The organism is Streptomyces sp. NPDC054794, assembly GCF_053611585.1.
Map to the genome: position 1 here is coordinate 1 of NZ_JBSHAQ010000074.1, position 20137 is coordinate 20137.

The 20137-nt window shown below is 69.5% G+C and carries 15 protein-coding genes and 2 pseudogenes; 4 read left to right on the forward strand and 13 right to left on the reverse strand.

From position 1 onward, the window contains the following. Nucleotides 1-643: 643 nt before the first annotated feature. Nucleotides 644-1246, reverse strand: a complete 603-nt coding sequence (locus tag ACWGKT_RS43785; protein ID WP_453278084.1) for a hypothetical protein — start codon at nt 1244-1246, stop codon at nt 644-646. A 329-nt stretch (nt 1247-1575) separates the two neighbouring features. Further along, nucleotides 1576-3165 carry an oleate hydratase gene (locus ACWGKT_RS43790; protein WP_453278085.1) on the reverse strand — a complete coding sequence of 530 codons (1590 nt, stop codon included), beginning with the start codon at nt 3163-3165 and terminating at the stop codon, nt 1576-1578. Between the two features lie 499 nt (nt 3166-3664). Here ACWGKT_RS43790 and ACWGKT_RS43795 point away from each other — a divergent pair, with 499 nt between their 5' ends. After that, complete coding sequence (locus ACWGKT_RS43795; protein ID WP_453278086.1) at nt 3665-4252, forward strand: hypothetical protein; 588 nt, start codon at nt 3665-3667, stop codon at nt 4250-4252. 205 nt (nt 4253-4457) lie between these two features. On the opposite strand, the gene ACWGKT_RS43800 is transcribed toward ACWGKT_RS43795, so the two are convergent. Both ACWGKT_RS43800 and ACWGKT_RS43805 read right to left on the reverse strand, forming a co-directional pair. Then, nucleotides 4458-5003, reverse strand: a complete 546-nt coding sequence (locus tag ACWGKT_RS43800) for a protease complex subunit PrcB family protein (RefSeq protein WP_453278087.1) — start codon at nt 5001-5003, stop codon at nt 4458-4460. Continuing rightward, nucleotides 4915-5918 (reverse strand): annotated as a pseudogene (locus tag ACWGKT_RS43805) (Acg family FMN-binding oxidoreductase). Before ACWGKT_RS43805 ends, ACWGKT_RS43800 begins: the two are co-directional and overlap by 89 nt. A 374-nt stretch (nt 5919-6292) precedes the next feature. On the opposite strand from ACWGKT_RS43805, the gene ACWGKT_RS43810 reads away from it, so the two are divergent. Beyond that, the gene (locus tag ACWGKT_RS43810) at nt 6293-6613 is read left to right on the forward strand and encodes an ATP-binding protein (RefSeq protein ID WP_453278088.1); all 321 of its coding nucleotides are present in this window, start codon (nt 6293-6295) and stop codon (nt 6611-6613) included. Between the two features lie 630 nt (nt 6614-7243). Here the strand turns inward: ACWGKT_RS43810 and ACWGKT_RS43815 are convergent. The 6 genes and pseudogenes from ACWGKT_RS43815 to ACWGKT_RS43840 form a co-directional block, all read right to left on the reverse strand. Beyond that, nucleotides 7244-7474 (reverse strand): annotated as a pseudogene (locus ACWGKT_RS43815) (cytochrome ubiquinol oxidase subunit I); the annotation flags it as partial. 84 nt (nt 7475-7558) lie between these two features. Then, on the reverse strand, nt 7559-10243 hold the full coding sequence (gene ppdK, locus ACWGKT_RS43820) for a pyruvate, phosphate dikinase (RefSeq protein ID WP_453278089.1): 2685 nt from the start codon (nt 10241-10243) through the stop codon (nt 7559-7561). Between the two features lie 16 nt (nt 10244-10259). Beyond that, complete coding sequence (locus tag ACWGKT_RS43825) at nt 10260-11162, reverse strand: universal stress protein (protein WP_453278090.1); 903 nt, start codon at nt 11160-11162, stop codon at nt 10260-10262. A gap of 362 nt (nt 11163-11524) precedes the next feature. Then, on the reverse strand, nt 11525-12022 hold the full coding sequence (locus ACWGKT_RS43830; RefSeq protein ID WP_453278091.1) for a flavodoxin domain-containing protein: 498 nt from the start codon (nt 12020-12022) through the stop codon (nt 11525-11527). 16 nt (nt 12023-12038) lie between these two features. Then, nucleotides 12039-12770, reverse strand: a complete 732-nt coding sequence (locus tag ACWGKT_RS43835; RefSeq protein ID WP_453278092.1) for a CBS domain-containing protein — start codon at nt 12768-12770, stop codon at nt 12039-12041. A gap of 21 nt (nt 12771-12791) precedes the next feature. Beyond that, nucleotides 12792-15485: a bifunctional acetate--CoA ligase family protein/GNAT family N-acetyltransferase gene (locus ACWGKT_RS43840; RefSeq protein ID WP_453278093.1), complete on the reverse strand. Its 2694-nt coding sequence runs from the start codon at nt 15483-15485 to the stop codon at nt 12792-12794. Nucleotides 15486-15764: 279 nt separating this feature from the next. Between ACWGKT_RS43840 and ACWGKT_RS43845 the strand changes: the two genes are divergently transcribed. Further along, complete coding sequence (locus ACWGKT_RS43845) at nt 15765-16040, forward strand: DUF5808 domain-containing protein (RefSeq protein WP_453278094.1); 276 nt, start codon at nt 15765-15767, stop codon at nt 16038-16040. A gap of 138 nt (nt 16041-16178) precedes the next feature. Here the strand turns inward: ACWGKT_RS43845 and gap are convergent, their stop codons facing one another. Beyond that, nucleotides 16179-17192 (reverse strand): type I glyceraldehyde-3-phosphate dehydrogenase, encoded by a 1014-nt coding sequence (gene gap / locus ACWGKT_RS43850; RefSeq protein WP_453278095.1) that lies wholly within the window; start codon nt 17190-17192, stop codon nt 16179-16181. A 223-nt stretch (nt 17193-17415) separates the two neighbouring features. On the opposite strand from gap, the gene ppk2 reads away from it, so the two are divergent. Further along, the gene (gene ppk2, locus ACWGKT_RS43855) at nt 17416-18216 is read left to right on the forward strand and encodes a polyphosphate kinase 2 (protein WP_453278096.1); all 801 of its coding nucleotides are present in this window, start codon (nt 17416-17418) and stop codon (nt 18214-18216) included. Between the two features lie 14 nt (nt 18217-18230). On the opposite strand, the gene ACWGKT_RS43860 is transcribed toward ppk2, so the two are convergent. After that, nucleotides 18231-19103, reverse strand: coding sequence for a universal stress protein (locus ACWGKT_RS43860; RefSeq protein WP_453278097.1), 873 nt, complete (start codon nt 19101-19103; stop codon nt 18231-18233). 5 nt (nt 19104-19108) lie between these two features. Further along, nucleotides 19109-20131, reverse strand: coding sequence for an alcohol dehydrogenase AdhP (adhP, locus tag ACWGKT_RS43865; RefSeq protein ID WP_453278098.1), 1023 nt, complete (start codon nt 20129-20131; stop codon nt 19109-19111). Nucleotides 20132-20137 lie beyond the last annotated feature (6 nt).

A 20137-nucleotide genomic window follows, 5' to 3' on the forward strand; every position in this document is an offset into this window, starting at 1 on the left:
TCAGCCCCCAGCAAGGCAGTTGACTCCTACCACCGGCCTACGACCAACCCGACCTGCCGTCAACCCGCACCACGACCGGATTTAACGAACTACCGATAGGAGCGGCGAGACCGTTCGACCAGCGCGCTGTTTCCACTGGTTCCTCGGCATCGTCCGAGACGGCGAACATTCCTTCGTTGACGAACTTGACAGACGATGTGGTCACATAGGCGAGGCTACCGGGGAAGGGAAAGGATGCAGGTGCTGCGGAGAACCCGCAGCACCCGCATCCTGAGGTGGTCAGTTGCCGATCAGAACCCGGTAAGGGTCTCCGTCAAGCATCCGCTCGGCATCACTCTCACGGCCTCGACTTCGTCGGTGTACTGCCGGACCTGGGGGTCAGCGGTGTCGCCGGGGATCGGCTCGCCAACCTCCGGATCGACGGAGATGACCACCGGACTTCTTGTCGGCGAATCCGGATGCAGCTCGCTTCGGTGAGCGCGTGGATCTGCCGGTCGAGCAACTGACCCTTCGTCGAGGCCCGGGCGTACCCGACACCCGTGCTGGTCGACGCGGCAGAAAGCCACCGCGGTGACCAGGCCGCTCTGCTCACTGCCGCCCGCCAGACACCCATCGGCGAGACCTTCGAGCACGCCGGCAGAACCTACCGCGGGACCCGATACCGGTGGGACACCCGCAGCGCGACCCAGCACGGTCCGGCGAGGACCGCAGCGGGCAGCTCGGTGGCGAGCTGGAACAGGGCAGTTGATCGGGCTTCCGCGAGGCGGATGCCGAGTTTGCGGAGGCGTTCGCCCATGGCCCAGGCACTGATCGGGCGGCCAGGCTTGCCTCCGGGGAAGAGCCGGGGTGAATTTGTCCGGGCGAGGGCGGCACGGCTGCGGCGAACCTTGACCTGTTGCAGAGCGAGTTCGGCGACGGGTGCGGGAAGCTCGACCGGGACGGCCCCGAAACGGATGCGGACTGCTCCGTCGCTCTCCTCGATGTGGTCGACGGTGAGGCGGGAGATCGCGGCGGGCCACTGGGCGTAGAGGAGCAACAGCAGGCCGGCGAGGCGGTCTTCGGGTTTGACGATGTCGTCGTGAAGCAGGCGTCGTACGGTGGTCCAGCGGGCTTCGTCGTCCATCGCCTGGGAAGGGCCGTTCCATCGCTCGGCCGGGAAGCTGAGATCACGGACGATCTTCTGGGAGAGGGCCCAGCGCGCGAAGTGGCCTGCCTCTCGGCGGAGGCGGACATCGTCGCTGCTCATCCAGCGTTCGAGGTCGGCCTGTCGGCAGGTTGAAAGGGCCAGGTCCGACCCGCGCACCAATCATTCAGGTGAGGCCGGCACCTGGAATAGGGCCGAACGCCCCTGCGGACAGGGCCCGTCAGTCCCGGCCCCCGTGCACCGTGTGATGCAGGTCGCACACAGGCTGACCGGTGCGCACGATCGAAAGACAACGGCCACGGTTTTCCGAGCGGGTCACCAGTGCAAACCACCGCAGGTCCGCACATGATCGGCGGGATACTGGCGGCGGGCGTCCGCTCCGGTAAGCCATGCCTGGGAAGTGGTGGCAGACGCAGCCTGATCGGTACAGCTCAGGCCAGAGCGGCCTTGAGTACGCCGATGGCCGTCTTCGGGTCAGCGAGGGTGTGGTAGATGCCGGGGATCTCGCGGTCGAGGCCGAGCAGGCCGTAGACGGCGTGCATGGCGCCGCGGACGGAGTACTCGACCGTGAAGACGACGTCCTCCGGGATCTCCGTGAACTGGCCGAGGAAGGCGAAGTTCGCGGCGCCGCGTGGGATCACCAGCGGTCGGTCGTGGACCGTGCGCGGAGCGAACTGGCTGGTGATGTACGGCAGCATCACCGGGATGACGGTCGTTGTCGCCGCGACCTCCTCCTCGATGTCCCACAGGCCGAGGTGGTTGAGCAGTTCGGTCAGGATCTCCTGGCCGGTGGCCTCGGCCATCGTCTTGCCGATGAAGTCGCCCTCGTTGTCGACGAACAGCCCGTAGCCCCACAGGGTGTAGACGTCCTCCGGCTGTCCCTCGAAGTGCGGGGCATGCGGCACGACGATGGACATCAGCCAGTTGGACTCCTTGAACGTCATCAGCGCGCCGGTGCCGGGGAGGTTGCCGGACAGCTCCTCGATGCGGTGCAGGAGCAGAGGGCTGCGCATGGTGAGGGTGAAGGACTCCCACTTGGCCTCGTCCACGTTGCCGTAGAAAGCGGCCGGGCGCCCAAAGTCGTCCGCCTTGGCGGCGATAGTCTCCCAGAGCCGCCAGCCGCCGTCGCGCTTGTCGCGGATCAGCTCGGGAGCGGCGTCGTCACTGCCGTACGCGGCGTCGGCGGTCATCGAGCCGAGGGTGAGGAACGCGTAGTCGGTGTTCCCGAGGTCGTACACGCCCGGCTGCCCAGCACGGTCGAGGTGGAGGCGTCGCACCCGTCGAGTGCCGTCCTCCTCGGTGGTGAAATCGACGTCGGTGACGCGCACGCCGTGCTCGAAGCGCACCCCGCGCTCCTCCAGCCAGGCCTGCATGGGACGGATGATCGAGTCGTACTGGTTCAGCCGGGTGCGACGCACGCCCGCCAGGGTGTGCATGCGCGGGAACTCCTGCATGAAGCGCAGGAAGTAGCGCCTGAGTTCGATGGCGCTGTGCCAATTCTGGAAGGCGAAGGTGGTGCGCCACATCGCCCAGAAGTTGGTCTCGAAGAAGTGCGGGGAGAAGAAGTCCTCGATCCGGCGCGCCCCGATCACCGCCTCCGGGAGCACGAGCAGCCGTGTCAGCTCCAGGCGGTCGCGGGTGTCGAGGCCGTAGTCGGCGGCGTCCAGGATCTCTGCGCCCTTGCCGATCAGGCGGGCCTTGGCGTCGGTGGGCCACTTGGCGCTGAACTCGCGGGTCTCCTCGCACACCGACACGGTCTCGTCGGTGAGGGTGGGGACGGTCTCCAGGAGGTTCCACAGGCACGTGTAGGCCTCGTCCTCCAGCATGCGGCCGCCGCGGGAGACGTATCCGGCGGCTTCACCGCGGCCGTCCATGGAGCCCCCGGCGACCGGGAGTTCCTCGGCGATGCGGATGTTCTCACCGGGGAAGCCGCCGTCGCGGATCAGGAAGGCGGCGGCCGCCAGTGAGGCGATGCCGCCGCCGACGAGGTAGGCCTGGGACTGCTGCGGAGCGTCGGTCATGACGTCCCTCCGTTCTGCCGCCCACTGTCGCGAGCGGTCGGCTGTGATCAAGAGTCGTGCAGCGGCCCCGGCCTTGAGGCGGCAACGGGGTGCGCACGGCACGGCGCCGGCGGAACACGGCCGGCGCCCGGCAACCGTCAGTCAACTCATGGGGAAGCCGTGCAGGCAGGGGCCGGATGTCCCTGTTCACGCGCCGACCAGCCCAGGGGCTCGGCCGACGCCCTGTACAACAAGGCCGTGGGGTGCGGCTCGCGCTGAAGGAAGATCGCGGTTCAGGCCGTGAGGGTATCGGCGCTGGCCGGGGGTGGGGCAGAGGCGTTCGTGTTCGCGGGCGAGGCGGTGGGCCAGTAATCCTGGAAGGTGACGGCCGTGCAGTCGCAGAGGCCGGCCTTGCTGTTCAGGCGCGAGGGCAACTGCTGGGCGGCCAACTGGGCGCGTCGCGGGTGTAGTTGGCTGACGGGATGGAATGGATCCTCGGCCGGTCCGACGCACCCGTCTGATGTACGCCGTCGACCTCATGCAGGCCCGACACCCCGACTGGGATCTATGGGTCTCGGTGATCGAGCTGGTGCAGTGCGGGCAGGCCGTGAAGCCAGCCGTCTTCCTCAAGGTCGGCCATTGCGAGTACAACACGTGGTCGGAGCGTGTGCTGCTGAGCGCGGTGCGGTGGGAGTGGCACACGCCGAACCCGTGCGTGGTGTTCCGCATGTCGATGTTCTTCCGCGACCCGCAGGGCAGCCGACTGAGGGTGGCAGCACGGGGCCAAGTCACGAACACCACGGTCGAGATGGACCAGTACAGCCACCAGCTAGTTTGCGCTGCATTGTTCGACCCGTCGCTACGCGACCACATCGACCGGATCACGGCGCTGGTGCAGGCGCAAGGTCCCCTGGTGCTGTTCTTCGTCGAGGAGGACGGCACAAGAATGAACTACATCCTCTGCCACGGCACCACCGGAGGCGCCCTGACCCAGCTCCAGGGCGCGTCGCAAGAGGCAGCGAAGCTGCCATCCCCCGACCGGGCGGCTTTCGCCCGCGCGTGCGCTGCCGTAGAGGCCGACGACCCCACGATGAACTGGTGGAGTTGAGCACAACGTGGGGAGCCGCTCGCGGGCTGGCGGCGGCCCAGGCGATCGCCACTGACGCGATCGAGTGACAGCGAGCATCGGGAATCCCTACGTACAGCCAGATAGCACGGTAGCCGTGCGTGCCTGCCGAATCGCATCCTTTCTTGCGCTCGGTGGTGGTTTCCGGCATTTCAGCGCAGGAGGAGCCTGTGCCACGTCCGCGCGGTCACTGCTCGGGGATTTCGCGTTGGATATGGAACTCGAAGCTCACGCCGTCCGGTTCGCGGGGTGTCGTCACCGCGTGTATGGGGTGGGTGAGCGCCTGGAGGGTGCCGATCCGGGGCCGTGCGTTTGGAGGCGGCGGGGAAGTTTCCACGGCGTACACATGGATGGTGTCGGCTCGGCGGACGAGCCTGCGGATTTCCACACCGTACCCGCTGGTGGGGCGGGTTCCCGTAGCGACGAACAGCACCCAGTCAGTGGACCAGTCGACTGCGGGTGCTTCGGATCGCGGGTGGCCGTTGGCGGTCGCGCGGCACCACAGGTCCGCCCAGGCGGAGCGGGTCCGGACGGTGAGCGTAGTGGGCTCCTTGACAGCTGACCAGACATCAGTGACCAGGAGCTGGAAGGGCACTTCGTGTCCGGGCCCGTCCCCGGCGTGAGCACGAGCCACCAGCTCTCTCCTACGCGACTTCGAGGACGTCACGAACGGGGCGGCGCGGCGTAGCAGGCCCCTGCGGGCCGTAGCCGAGGCGCAGCACCATCTGGACATGGCCTCGGCCGGCCATCGGATCACGGGCCAGCAGGCGCAGGTCCCGGCTCTCCAGGGCGTGTGAGGTCAGGGAGGTGGCAAGCCCTGTCATGGTCGCCTCCAGCAGGACGCGTTCCAGCGCCTGGCCCGCGCGCAGCCAGTGGGCGGGGGCGTCTCCCGGTGTGCTGAGCAGCGCCAGGTGCGGGTTCTTCTCGAAGGCGGTCGCGCCGCGGTCGGCCACCGGGCGACGACCGGCGAAGTCGCGCAGCGGAGCCTTGCCGTCCCGCATCCGGGGCCCGAACGCGTACTCCGGGACGCCGTCGGTGGCGACGTCCGCCTCCGGGCCGAGCCTGGTCCAGCGGTGCAGATCCTCCATGCCCTCGGGATTCAGGGCGTCACGGCTCTCCGCGTCGTGGACCAGGTCCAGCACGGTCTCCATGTGCCAGGGACCGGGAAACAGCAGCTCGGCTCCCTCAACTCCCTCAAGGTCGGCTGCTCTCTGCAAGGCGGCCCGTACGTCTTCCGGGATGTCCTTCTCGCCGAAGGGATGCCGACTCGTGTGCCGCTCGCGGATCACGGGGTGCAGGCGCGCAAGGTCTCCCTCGTCCGTCGTGGGGGTACACGCCTCGCCCAGCTGGACAGCGGCAAGCAACAGCGGCTCCGCGGGCTCCGGCAGCAGCCGAACCACCGGGGTGAATCCGGCGTGGGCCGCGGCGACGCGGAGATTGAACAGCGCCGCTCCGCAGCCGATGTGCAAAGCCCTGTTCCCTGGGTCGGATCGAGTCATGGCCCGGTCGAGATCAGCAAACAGATAGAGAGCATGATCACGAGCCACGTAGCGGAAGCGCCACGGCTGCGCGTTGTGCATGGAAGGGGCGAGCACGGCCTCGGCGACAGCGCAGCGGCGGTCTTCGCGTCCAGTTGCTGTGTGTCCATCGCGCACTCCTCGCAGACCACACGCCTTCGGCTCACGTGGCGAGTACCCAGGCTCCACAGGCGCACTTCCGATGCTGCCGTGAGAACGCCGTCCGTCACATCGTCCCGCGCTTCGGGAGCCAGTGCCCAGTATCCGGCTGGCAGCGGGAGCTTGTGGATCTCTGAGCAATGGATCAGAAGGGGTCAGCCGTCGCGGTGCCAAGCCCGGCACGCGGCGCCTGATCAGGCGTTCGAGGGTGGTACGCGCATTTTGGGACAGGGGGACTCGTACCGGATTGTCTACGGGGGCCGGAGGCAGCGATGTCGCATTCGTCCGAGGAGCGATACGACCCTCTGAGCGGAGACAGTCCTCAGACCGAGGATCGGCGAGGGATGTGGCACGAGGCTTTCTGTCCGTTCTTGCGCCCTCTCGCGGCGACGAGGCGGAGGCGGTCCTGCTGGTGGTGACCGAGCTGATCAGCAACGCGGTCCGCCACGCCGACGGCGTGACCGGTTTCGGGCTCAGAGCCGCCCCGGGGACGGTGACGGTCACAGTGCACGACGCCTGCCGCCGACCCCCGCGACCACGGCTCACAGATACGAGAGAGCCGGGCGGGTTCGGCTGGCTTCTGGTGCAGGAGCTCGCGGTAGATGTCCAGGTCACCGTCGGTCTCACGAGCAAGGCGGTTTCAGTGGTCTTGCCGCTGTCCTCCTGAACCCGGCGACGAGCTCGGTACCGAGGCCGGGCTCGCTCCAGCAGCCGGCCGACACGCATGGGTAACGCACTACTGCGCTTCGTCACCGACGGCGACCTCTTGGGTCCACGCGGTGGCGTCGTAGCGCCCCTCCGACCCGGAAGGTGAGGCACAGCCAGACCACCGCGGAGGGCACGGCGACAACAGTCCACCCCACGCTCACGCCTCGCGACCGTCTCGAGGGCCGACGCGGCCACAGCGGCTGCCAGCCCGATACCGATGAGCAAAGCGACGACCTTCCGGGCACCTCCAATGTCCATTGGCTGCCGAACGTGGCCAAGCACCGCCCAGTCGCGCGCGGCCTCGCCCATCTCGCGGCGGCGCTGTACGACAGGCGTGCCCGAAGGCCCACGGTGAGCGCGGTACCGGCCACCGCCGCGCCGGAAGGTGTCCACCACTCTTCGCAGACGAGCAGCAGTACCTCAATGACCCCGGTCGTGGCCCAGCCGCTGAGGCACGCTGCCGCAGCTCTGCGCCGGGCCGGCGGCCGGTCGGCTCCCCGTGCAGATCGGCGAGGGCCGGCAGGTACCAGACGCAGCCCGCCGCGGTTACCGTGGCGGCTCCCAAGGCAAGGACGGCGTGGTGCATGGCCTACCTCGCGGCCTCTTCGAGTGCGGCGATCTCCGGGTGGTGCAGGTCGAACGCCGAAGACTCACTGCGCATACGAGGCAGGGAAACGAAGTTGTGGCGGGGCGGCGGGCAAGAAGTCGCCCACTCTAGCGAACGCCCGTAGCCCCACGGCTCGTCGACCTCGACCGGCTTGCCGCACTTGGCCGCCTTCCAGACGTTGCAGAAGAGCGGCAGGATCGACATTCCCAGCAGTGGAGCGAGCCGGTGCCGCGCAGCACCCGAGAACCGGTCCCCAGGAGAGCCGGCCGTGCTCCAGTACGAGCCGAAACGTGGCCATCACCGGCTGTCGCTGGATTCGGCGTCCGTGAGGGCCGCGCGTCCCGCCTCCAGCCGGGCAGCCGGGATGCGGAAGGGTGAGCAGGAGACGTAGTCGAGGCCTGCTCGGTGGAAGAAGTGGATGGACTCCGGGTCGCCGCCGTGCTCACCGCACACACCGGTCTCCAAATGGGGATTGACGGCGCGGCCTGCTTCGACGGCCAGCTCCACGAGCCTGCCGACACCCTCCTGGTCGATCGTCTCGAAGGGGGACACGCTGAATATCGCCTTCTCCAGGTACAGCGGGAAGAAGGACGCCTCGGCGTCGTCACGCGACAGCCCCCAGGTCGTCTGCGTGAGGTCGTTGGTGCCGAAGGAGAAGAAGTCGGCGGCTTGGGCGATCCGTCCGGCGGTGAGGGCGGCGCGGGGCAGCTCGATCATCGTGCCGATCGGAAGGTCCAGGGACTCACCCGTCTCGGCCGCGATCTCGGCGAGCACACGCTCCGCCTCCGACCGGGCCAGCCGCAGTTCCTCGACCGTCCCGACGAGCGGGATCATGATCTCGGCGTGCGGCCGGCCTTCCTCGCGCAGCCGGTGGACGACGGCCTCGGCAACCGCGCGGACCTGCATGGCCATCAGGCCAGGGACGGCCAGCCCGAGCCGGACTCCGCGCAGACCGAGCATCGGGTTCTGCTCATGCAGGCGCTCAACGGCATCGAGCAGTTCGCGGTCGTGGACGTCCGGATGCGTGGCGCTCGCCAGTCGGACGGCCAGCTCCGTGCGGTCGGGCAGGAACTCGTGCAGCGGCGGGTCGATGAGGCGGATCGTCACCGGCAACCCGTCCATGGCCCGGAGGATGCCGATGAAGTCCTCCCGCTGTAGCGGCAGCAGCGCCGCGAGAGCCTCCTCGCGGGCGCTGCCGTCGCGTGCCAGGATCATCGCCTCGACCAGCGTCCTGCGGTCGCCGAGGAACATGTGCTCGGTGCGGCACAGGCCGATGCCCTGGGCGCCGAGCCTGCGTGCGCGGGCGGCGTCCTCGGGGGTGTCGGCGTTGGCCCGTACCTCCAGGCGGCGGACGGAGTCCGCATTGGCGAGGGCTGACAGGACCGCCTCGGTCAGCGGGCCGACGCTCTCACCGGTCTCCAGTACGCGACGGACGTCGGAAGCGGTGAGCGGCAGCGCGCCGAGGTGCACGGTGCCCGCCGTTCCGTCGACGGACACCGTCTCGCCCTCGTGTACGACGACTCCTGCGTCCGTGGTGAGGCGGCGGCCGACCAGGTCGACACTCAGTGACTCGGCCCCGCACACGCACACCTTGCCCATGCCACGCGCGACGACGGCGGCGTGGCTGGTCTTGCCGCCGCGGCTGGTGAGGACGGCCTGAGCCGCGATCATTCCGGGTAGGTCATCGGGTGTCGTCTCACGGCGTACCAGGATGGTGTTCTGTCCGGCAGCGGCGCGGCGCTGGGCCTCGGCGGAGTCGAAAACGACGACGCCTACCGCCGCGCCCGGTGAGGCGGGTACGCCGTGCGCGAGGGGCACGTCGGCGGGGGTGGTATCAAAGCGGGGGAACATCAGCAGGGTCAACTCGGCGCCGTCCACACGGGCCAGTGCCTCGTCGGCCGTGATCGCCCCCTCCTCCCGCAGATCGTGCGCGATACGGAAGGCGGCCTCGGCGGTGCGCTTGCCGACCCGGGTCTGCAGGATCCACAGCCGGCCGCGCTCAACGGTGAACTCCACGTCGCACAGGTCGCGGTAGTGGTTCTCGAGCATGCGCAGGTGGTCGCCGAGTTCGACGTACGAACGGGGATCGAGAACCGTCAGCTGGCTCAGGGGTACGGCGTCGCGCACTCCGGAGACGACGTCCTCGCCCTGGGCATCGGTCAGGTAGTCGCCGTACATGCCACGGGCGCCGGTGGCTGGGTCGCGGGTGAAGGCGACGCCGGTGCCGGAGTCCGGGCCGAGGTTGCCGAACACCATCGCCTGGACGTTGACGGCGGTGCCGAGGTCGTCGGGGATGTGTTCGCGATGGCGGTAGAGGCGGGCGCGTTCGCCGTTCCAGGAGTCGAAGACGGCGCGGATGGCGCGCTGGAGCTGCTCGACGGGTTCCTGGGGGAAGTCCTCGCCTGTCTCCCGGCGGATGATCGCCTTGAACTCCTCGGTGAGGAGAGCGAGTTCCCTGGCATCGAGGTCGTGGTCGTCGCGCGTCCCGCGCTGTGCCTTGTGCGCGGCGATGGCCTGCTCGAAATGGTCACCGTCGACGCCCATCACCGTGCGGCCGAACATCTGCACCAGCCGTCGGTAGGAGTCCCAGGCGAACCGCTCCTGTCCGGCCCCCTTCGCAAGGCCGGTGACGGACTCGTCGTTGAGGCCGATGTCGAGGATGGTCTCCATCATGCCGGGCATCGAAAAGCGGGCGCCGGAGCGCACGGACACCAGCAGGGGGTCGGCGGCTGCGCCGAGGTCACGGCCCATGGCCCGTTCCAGGCCGGCCAGCGCACGGGCCTCCTCGATGCCGAGCCCGGGCGGCTCCTCGCCCGTCGCAAGATACGCCTTGCAGGCGTCAGTGGTGACCGTGAAGCCCGGCGGTACGGGTAGCCCGAGCCGGGTCATCTCGGCCAGGCCCGCTCCCTTGCCGCCAAGCAGGTCGGCCATCTCCCGGCTGCCTTCGGTGAACTCATACACGTATTTCGTCGGCATACTCATCGCGCTCTCCGGTCTCTCACTCGTGGGGCACGACGGCCAGCGGACAGCCGACGTGATGGACGGCGGAACGGGTGACGGGGCCGATACGCGGAACCGTCGGCCGCTCGGACAGGCGGCGGCCGACGACAAGAAGGCTCGCCGCGGAGGCGGCCCGGACCAGTGCAGTCGAGGCCTTGCCTTCCACAACGGTCTCCAGGACCTCGGTCTCGGGGTACTTCTCGCGCCACACCGCCAGCACAGCGGACAAGAATCCCTGCCACTCCTCGGCCCGCGCGGGATCGTCGACCAGGGCGATGTCGCCGGGGCCCAGGCTGATCGCGGACGGCGGCAGCCAGGCGTACAGAACACGCAACCTGGCCTGCCGCAACCGGGCTTCCTCGAAGGCGAACTCGATCACCTCGTCGCAGGCATCGGCGAGGTCGATGCCGAGCACCACGTCGCGGTAGCCGGTGCGGGTGGACGGGCTGCCGTCGTCCGCCGGGACGTGCTCGTCCTCTGCCTCCTCCCCTGCCCGTACGAGGACCACGGGACAGGTGGCCTTCGCGATCACCCCCTGCGCAACGGAGCCGACCAGAAGCCCCGTGAAGCCGCTCAAGCCGCGCGAGCCCAGCACCAGCAGTTCGGACTGCTCGGCGGCCCTCAGCAGAGCCGCGGTCGCCGGTCCTTCGACCTGTTCGTCGGTGAGGCGCACGCCGGGTACGGTGCCGCGGATGTGCTCCTCCGCCTCCTGCAGGGCGCGGCGTGCCAGATACCGCTGCATGGCGTTCGCGGGCTCGCCTTCCGCCTGCCGCGGATGCCAGTTCCAGGCATGCACCAGTCGCAGCGGTCGGTCACGGTGCACCGCCTCGCGGGCGGCCCACTCAGCGGCGGCAAAACTCTCGGCCGATCCGTCTACTCCGGCGATGACGGGCGACAGCATGGTGCGTACCTCCTGCGCTTGGTCGGCTCCTTACTGCCAGCGTCTTCCTGAGGTGCCTTGGTCGGATATGGGCCGCAAGGGCTCTCCCAGGACCGTTCGGCCCCTGCGCCGACCCTGAGGCGGCCGTGCGACCGTGGAGTGGGCGACCCACGAGGCGTCGCTGCGCGACGTGCCGCTCGCCGCCCGGTTGCCCGTCGGCATTCCCGAGGAGAATCGCGCCACTTGGGAAGACCACAAGGTGCAGCTGCTGGCCGACGCATTGCGGCCCTGGCGCGTGAAGTACCCACAGGTTGCGCGAAGTCCGGTGTCCGGTCGCCGTCGTGCCGTGAGACACGGGCCGGCCATGGCGAGGAAGTGACGACCTAAGCAGCCGCCAGTTCCTCGGCGATCCGCTGCGCCCAGGCCTCGATCGCGGGGAAGTCGCGGAAGTCTCCGCCCTTGCCGTTGCGGAGGATGATCCGGGCGACTCTGCCCCTCGCCCCCTCCTCCAGGCAGCCACCGAAGGTGATGTGCTCCCTGACGCCGAGCCGATCCATGACGCGCCTTACGCCGGACACGGGCGGGATGTCCCGATCAGTGGCCGAAGTGTCCAGCGGCCCGCTGCCGAAGAACCACAGTGGGCGTTCGGCCAAGCCGCGGTGGTGACGGCGGACAAAGCGGCGTGCGTCCTTGTGCCAGCGCCCGGCGTACAGCGCGCCCCCGACCACGACAGCGTCGTACGTCTCGATGCTCGCCACCGACGGTGCAGGTCGTGCCTCGGCCGTCAGCCCCTCCTTGCGCAGGATCTGGGCGACGGCCTCGGCGATCCGCGCGGTCGATCCATTCGTCGTTCCGTATGCGACCAGGACGTTGCCGGTCATGGCGGTCCGCCTCCCCTCACAGCCTGCGCAGCCAGTCGTCGGCCACGCCGTGCAGGGCCGGCTGATCGGGCTGGGCGTGACTGTCATCCAGGCGGTAGGTGAGGTTGTCGACCACCGCGACCACGCCGTCGATCTGCTTGGTCATGGAGACGGCGATCTCGGTCTCACTCTTGCGCTCCATGTGGCCGGCGAGCGTGACCACACCCTCCACGACGGAGACGTCGACGCTCCGCGGCGGCAGCCAGAGCGCGCGGATAAGGACTTCCTCGACCACCTCGTCGCGTATCTCCTTGTCGGGCCGGAGGAAGACCTGGAGCAGGTCCCGACGGGTGACGATGCCGACGAGCCGGTCCTCCTCGCCCACAACCGGCAGCCGCTCCACGCGCCGCTGAGCCATGGTGCGCGCGGCCTCGACGATGGTGTCCTCGGCGCGCACGGTGACGGGCGGTTCGGTCATCAGCTGGCCGACGGTGCGAGCCGTCGCCGTGGCGGCTGTCCGCCTGCCGCTGCGTGTCCACGCTGCGGCCCGCAAGCGACGCTTCGGCTCGTACGGATCAGGCATCTCGGCTTGGCGGGCCATCAAGTCGGTCTCGGAGATGACGCCGATGACCTTCGCGTCCTCGTCGACGACCGGCAGTCCGCTGATCCTGTGGTGAGCCAGCAGCCGTGCCACTTCCTTGAAGGGAGTGCCGTACGAGGCGCGGATGACGTCAGTGGTCATCACGGAGCCGACCTTGTTGTGCTTCATCTCTGGTTCCTCCTCGACGACTCAGCGGAGTCGGCGCAGATAGGGGTCTTGGGGCCCGTGCGGCACCAGCCGCACTCGGGCGTCAAGCACGCAGACCTCGGCCGTCGTCGCGAGCACCGGGTTGAAGTCGACCTCGGCGAGCTGCGGCAGATCGGCCGCCATGCGGGACAGGCGCAGGAGCAGCTGCTCCAGGCCTTCGAGATCGGCCGGTCCGCTGCCGCGGGCTCCGAACAGCAGCGGGGCGCAGCGCGGCGCTGTGATCAGGTCGTGCACGTCGTTGTCGGTGAGCGGGGCGAGCCGTGCCGCGTGGTCGCCGAGAACCTCGGTCACGGTGCCGCCGAGCCCGAACAGTACGAGCGGGCCGAAGACCTCGTCCTGGACGACGCCGGCGAACAGTTCGGTGCCGCGCGCAGCGAGCGGCTGCACCACCACACCGGTGAGCAGTCCCGCGAACCGTGTCTCGAAGTCCCTGAATGCTGCCCGGACTTGGGCGTCGCCCTGGAGATCGAGATGCACGGCACGCTGCTCGCTCTTGTGCACCAGTCCCGGCCAGTGGGCCTTCAGCACCACCCGGCCGTCCGGGCCGCGCAGCCGCTGGGCCGCGAGGACGGCGTCCTCCTCCGTCTCCGCCCACGCCCACGCCAGCTGTGGGATGCCGTAGCAGGCCAGCAGGTCGGCGCAGGTGCGCGGGTCGAGCCAGCCACCGTCCGGATGCGCGGCCAGGAAGGTGTCGGTGACCTCCTGGGCACGGGTGGTGTCGATGCCGTCGAGCTCCGGGACAGTGCCTACGGGCCGGGCAAGCCAGGAAGCACGGCGTGCGGCGTGGGCCAGCGCCCGTGCCGCCGCCTGCGGTTCGGCGTAGGAGGGGATCGTGCCGCCGTCGGCTGCAGGCAGCAGCTTGACCGGCAGGTCCTGTTCGAGGCATACCGCGGCAACCGGCTTGGCCCGGTGTGCGGGGGCGTCGGTGAGGGCGCGGACGAGGTTGTCGCCGGTCGCCGCGGCGACCGCTGTGGGTACGAGGGCCACCAGGACGGCGTCGATGCCCGGGTGGCGCATCAGCCGGTCCAGGCCGTCCGCGAGCTGGTCCTCGGTGACGACGGCGGTGGCGTCGACGGGGTTGCCGACCGCGGCGCCCTGCGGGAGCACGTCGAGCAAGTCGTCGATCACGTCCGAGGGCAGCGTCGGCAGGGCGAGTCCCGCCTCTGTGCAGGCGTCAGCTGCGAGGACTCCGGCGCCGCCCGCGTTGGTGACGATCGCGACACGGGTGCCGGCGGGAAGCTGCTGGGAGTGCATCAGGGCTGCGGCTTCGAGGAGTTCGCCGACTGAGCGGGTGGCAGTGATGCCCGCCTGGGTGAACAGGGCCTGCCGGGTCATGGTGCGAGTGGCAGCAGCCGCGGTATGGGAGGAGGCGGCACGGCGGCCTGCCTCGGTACGGCCCGCGTCAACGGTCAGAACCGGCATGCGGCGGGTCACCCGGCGGGCGGTGCGGGAGAAGGCCCGCGGGCTGCCGAAGGACTCCAGGTGCAGCAAGCCGAGTTCGGTACGGCCGTCGCTCTCCCACCACTGGAGCATGTCGTTGCCGCTGACGTCGTACTTGTCGCCGAGGGAGGCGAAGGAGGAGACACCGATGCCGAGCCGGGACAGCCCGTCGAGCAGGGCGATGCCGACTCCGCCGGACTGCACGGCGACGCCCGCGGTGCCGGGCCGCGGGTGTTCGGCGGCGAACGTGGCGTCAAGACGCAGGCCAGGGTCGGTGTTGGAGACGCCGAGGCAGTTCGGGCCGACCAGGCGCATGCCGTGGGTACGGCAGGTGGTCAGCAGCGCCTGCGCTTGGTCGGCGTCGAGGCCGGAGGTGACGACGAGCAGTGCCCGGACGCCGGCCTTTCCACACTCCTCGGCGGTGGCCGGGAGCGCAGCGGCGGGGACGGCTACGACCGCCAGGTCGGGGGTCTTGGGCAGCGCGCTGACGGAAGGGTAGGACGGCACGCCGAGGATGTGGCTGACGCTCGGGTTCACGGCGAACAGGCGGTGGGTGTAGCCGCCCACCTTCAGGTGGTGCAGGATCGCCCGACCCACGGAACCGGGTTTGCGTCCGGCGCCGACGACGGCGACCGCGTTCGGGCGCAGCAGCGGTTCGAGACTGGCCACGTCGGCGGCTCGGCCCCGGGCCTCCACGGCCGACAGATAGGCGTCGTCCGCGTCCAGCCGGATGGTGCAGCGCACCTCGGGCCCCTCGAACCGGCGGGCCGTGCGCAGGCCGAGGTCGGCGAAGAGGCGGAGTATCTCGTGGTTCTCGCTGAGCGCGTCGGCGGTGAAGGTGGTGATGCGGTCCGCCCTGGCCGCCGAGACCAGGTGCTCGACGAGCAGGGTGCCCACGCCACGGTGGTGCAAGCCGTCGCAGACGGCGATGGAGATCTCGGCCTCGTCCTTCTCCCCCGCCGTGTCGTACTCCGCGAGCCCGATCACCTGATCGTGCGTCTCGGCCAGCAGAGCCCGGTAGCCGGGGTGCGCGGGAGCGCAGGCCCGGTCGGCGGCCTGGGCGGCGGATCGCGGGCTCAGCGAGAAGAACCGAAGGCGGAGGTTTTCGGGGGACATCTCCTCATAGAGCCCCTGCACCTGGTCGTGGTCGGCCGGGGTCACGGGCCGGATGCACACGGTGGTTCCGTCTGTAAGCAGAGCGTGGACCAAGGGTCGGTTGAGCACGGCGTCCGACATCAGGGATCTCCTCCAAGCCTCTCGATGGCTCGAGCATCCAGCGGATCGAAGGGCAGCCCCATGGGCTGTCCGGGACTGAACCTTGGGCCGGTCGGCCCTGACTTCTCACGTTGCACGGCCGCGCGTCTACGAGAGGTGACCAGCGACGGGGCAACAAGATCGAGGCGTCCCGCAAATGAGCTGCCGGCACAGGCGACGAAGAGCAACTGCTGTGCGGCAGCCTGGTCATGCTGCACCATGGCCTTGGCCTCATGCCTGGACTCCGCGTAGCGTCTGACCATGGACAGGCAGCTGCAGAAGAACGTTGTGCTCGTTGCCGCCGGCGCGGTCGTCATTGCAGCTCTGACGAAGGAAGTGCGCAAACCCTCAAAGGCGCGCACCTGGACAGGGCGCGTCTTCGGACTCCCATACGACTTCCGGCGGCCAACACTGGCAAAGATCGCCCGCGAGTTCTGGGATCCCGACAGCGACGCCTACTTCACGCCGCACGCCTTCGGCGTCGGATACGGAGTGAACCTGGCCCGTGTGGCCCGGAAGCTGCGCCGGCCCCGTTGATCGGGTTCCAGCGACGGTCGGCACCTACTGTTGGTTGCCCCCGCCGATGCCAAGTGCCCTACCTCATTGCGAGTGCCTCGGGCCCACGCCCTTGTGCCTCACGCTTGAGGCACAAGGGCATTGCTCGCTCCGTGCCCATCAGGCGTCGGCAACCAGCGCAGTGAGGTCCAACAGGCGGTTCGTGTAGCCCCATTCGTTGTCGTACCAGCCGAAGACCTTGGCGAGGGTGCCGTTGGCCTGGGTGAGCGCGGCGTCGAAGACGCAGGAGGCCGGGTCGCCGATGACGTCCCGGGAGACGATGGGCGCTGTCGTGACACGCAGGATGCCATTCAACGGGCCCTCGGCCGCCGCGGCGAAGGCGGCGTTGATCTCGTCCGCCGTGGCCTCGCGGTTCAACACCACTGTGAGATCGGTGAGCGAACCGTCCTCCACGGGCACCCGGACAGCGATACCGTCCAGCGCGCCGGCCAGTTCCGGCAGGACGAGGCCGACAGCGCGGGCGGCCCCCGTGCTGGTCGGGATGATGCTCAGCGCCGCGGAGCGGGCGCGGCGCAGGTCCTTGTGCGGGCCGTCGAGCAGGGACTGGTCGTTGGTGTAGCCGTGGACGGTGGTCAGCAGGCCGCGGTCAATCCCGAAGTTCTGGTCGAGCACCTTGACCATCGGCGCGAGGCAGTTGGTGGTGCAGGAGGCGGCCGAGATGATCCGGTCGCGGTGCCGGTCGTAGGCGTCGTCGTTGACACCCATCACGATGGTGGCGTCCACGCCCTTGCCGGGCGCCGAGAGCAGCACGGTGTGAGCGCCTGCTTTCAGGTGAAGGGCCGCGGCGTCGCGGTCGCGGAAGCGGCCGGTGGACTCGATGACGATGTCGGCTCCGTAGTCGGACCAGTGCAGGGCGGCAGGGTCGCGCTCGGCGGTGACAGCTATACGCCGACCGTCGACGGTGATCGAATTGTCGTCGTGCGTGACCTCGCGTCCGATGCGCCCGAACGTCGAGTCGTACTCAAGGAGGTGGGCGAGGGTGGCGGGCGCGGTGATGTCGTTGATCGCGACGACATGGACGTCCTGGGTGGCCGCCTCCGCGCGGTCGAGGGCCACGCGGAGATAGGTACGGCCGATGCGGCCGAAGCCGTTGATGCCGACACGTACGGTCATGGTGGTGAACTCCTTCACGATCAGGGGCTTCGATCGGCTTGTTCCGATCGGAGGACGAAGACAGGTCCGTTCCGTTCTCGTTCGCCGGGCCTGGTGGCGGACGCGGGTATGGCCATCCCGTGGTCCACAGCGGTGGCGCACCGTTCTTCGTCGGAAAGTTGGTGTCCAGGTGCTCGAGCTTGGGCGTGAGTGACGTTGTGAGTCATCGGGTGGTGGAGGCGGCATGGCCGGTAAGAAGGCGGTGAAGCTGCCGCGCGGGATGTACGAGAAGGAACTGCTGCGCCTGCAGACCGAGTTGGTGAAGCTGCAGGAGTGGGTGCGGGCGGAGGGTGCCCGCCTGGTCGTGGTCTTCGAGGGACGGGACGCGGCGGGCAAGGGCGGAACCATCAAGCGCGTCGCCGAGCACCTGAACCCGCGGGTGGCGCGGATCGCGGCGCTGCCGAAGCCGACAGAGCGCGAGCGCACCCAGTGGTATCTCCAGCGGTACGTCGAGCACCTGCCGGCCGCCGGGGAGATCGTCCTGTTCGACCGCAGCTGGTACAACCGGCCCGGGGTCGAGCACGTGATGGGCTTCTGTACGAAGGAGGAGTACCAGCTGTTCCTGCGGCAGTGCCCGATCTTCGAGCGGATGCTGGCGGAGGACGGGATCCTGCTGCGCAAGTACTGGTTCTCGGTGAGCGACACCGAGCAGCAGGAACGCTTCCGGCGTCGCCTGGAGGATCCGGTGCGGCGCTGGAAGCTGTCGCCGATGGACCTGGAGTCGATCACCCGCTGGGAGGCGTACTCCCGGGCCAAGAGATGCTGGTGCACACGGACATCCGTGAGGCGCCCTGGTACGTCGTGGAGAGCGACGACAAACGCCGGGCCCCGGCTGAACATGATCGCCCACCTGCTCGGCTCGCTCCCCCATCACGACGTGCCCCCGCCGGTTGTGGAACTGCCGCCGCGGCCGCCGTCGACCGGCTACGAACGGCCGCCGCGTGATCTGCAGACCTACGTCCCCGATCACGCGGCGAGCCTGTGAGCCGGTCACGGCCTTCACGCCTTGTGTGGTACGACGGCGACGGGGCAGGCGGCGTGGTGCAGCACCGCGTGGGCGACGCGGCCGAGCTGGAGGCCGTAGTGGTCCTCCCGCCGCCGGGCCCCGACTACGAGCAGGTCGGCGTCGGTCGAGGCGTCGAGCAGAACCTGGCGGGCGTGGCCCTCGACGGTACGGCGGTGCACCTCGACGTCGGCCGGTATCTCCCGCAGGGCCGCTTGCAGCACCTCCGCAGCCCGCTCCTCGTGCAGCCGGGCCGGTTCTCCGACCAGGAGGGGGGCGTCGGTCGTCTCGTGCGCGGGGCAGCGCCAGGCCTGCACGGCCTCGAGCGGCACGCCTCGGCGCTGTGCCTCCTCGGCGGCGAAGCGCACCGCCGCCGCATCCGTCGGCTCCTCGCCGACGCCCAGGACGACGCGGCCGTGCCTGCCGGGTACGGTCTTGTTGTCGTGGCTTCCGCGCAGCACGATCACGGGGCATTGCGCGTGGCCGGCCACCGTCACGCTGACGGAGCCGAGCAGCGCCTCAGCCAGGGTGCTCCGGCCCCGTGAGCCCAGGACCATGGCAGCGGCGGTCCGGCTTTCCCGTACCAGCGCGTACTCGGGCTCCTCGGGCAGCACGTCGGTGGTGACCTTCACGTCGGCCTGGCGGCTGTGCGCCCGGCGCGCGGCGGCCTCGACGATGTCGTCGGCCATCACCTGCTCCGAAGGCTTGCCCAGATCCTCCGCGAGCGAGTTCCCTTCATACCGCTCCCAGAGCGAGGCGTACACCACCCGCAGCGGCAGCCCTCGCAGGGCGGCCTCGTCGGCCGCCCAGTCGACGGCGCGCAGGCTCGGCGTCGAGCCGTCCACGCCCACGACCAGGGGGAGTTCCATCCTCCTCACCTTCCTGCGCTCAGGTCGAAGACGATCCGGGCCTTGATCTCGCCGCGCAGTACGGCGTCGATGGACTCGTTCACGGACGCGAGCGGGCGGGTCTCGTAGATGACCTTCGTGCGGCCGGCCGCGTGGAGTTGGAAGACCTCGGCGAGGTCTTGCCGGGTGCCCACGATCGAACCGATGACGGACGTGCCGTTCAGGACGGTGTCGAAGATCGGGACCTGGAGCGTGCCGTGCGCGGGCAGGGCCACCATGACGAGCTTTCCGCCGCGCCGCAGACCGGAGTTGACCGCCTCGAACGCGGCCGGGTTCACCGCGAGCGCGATCGCCGCGTGAGCGCCACCGTGCTTCTTCAGCTCCTTGCCGACGTCCTGCTTGCGGGCGTCGATGACGAGATCGGCGCCGAGCTTGCCGGCGAGCTCGAGCTTGTCGTCGGTGACGTCGATGGCCGCGACGGTGGCCCCGGCGATCTTGGCGTACTGCAGGGCGAGGTGTCCGAGGCCGCCGACGCCGGAGATCGCGACGAGCTGGGCGGGCCGGACGTCGGCGAGCTTCAGGGCCTTGTACGTCGTGACGCCCGCGCAGGTCAGCGGGGCGGCATCGAATGCGCTGACGCCCTCGGGCACCGGCTGGGCGAAGTCGGCCCATGCCAGCATCTTCTCGGCATAACCGCCGTCGCAGCCGTATCCGGTGTTGATCTGCTGCTCGCACAGCGTCTCCCAGCCGGACAGGCAGTGCTCGCACCGCCCACATGCCTTGCCGAGCCACGGCACCGCGACCCGCTGGCCCACTCTGAGGTGGGTGACGCCGTCGCCGAGCTTCTCGACGACGCCGACGCCCTCGTGGCCGGGCACGAAGGGTGGCGTGGGCTTGACGGGCCAGTCGCCGTGGGCGGCGTGGATGTCGGTGTGGCACAGCCCGGAGGCCTCGACGCGGATGCGTGCCTGGCCGGGGCCGGGCTCGGGGGCGGGGCGTTCCTCGATGACGAGGGGCTCGCCGAAGGCTCGTACGACCGCTGCCTTCATGATCTG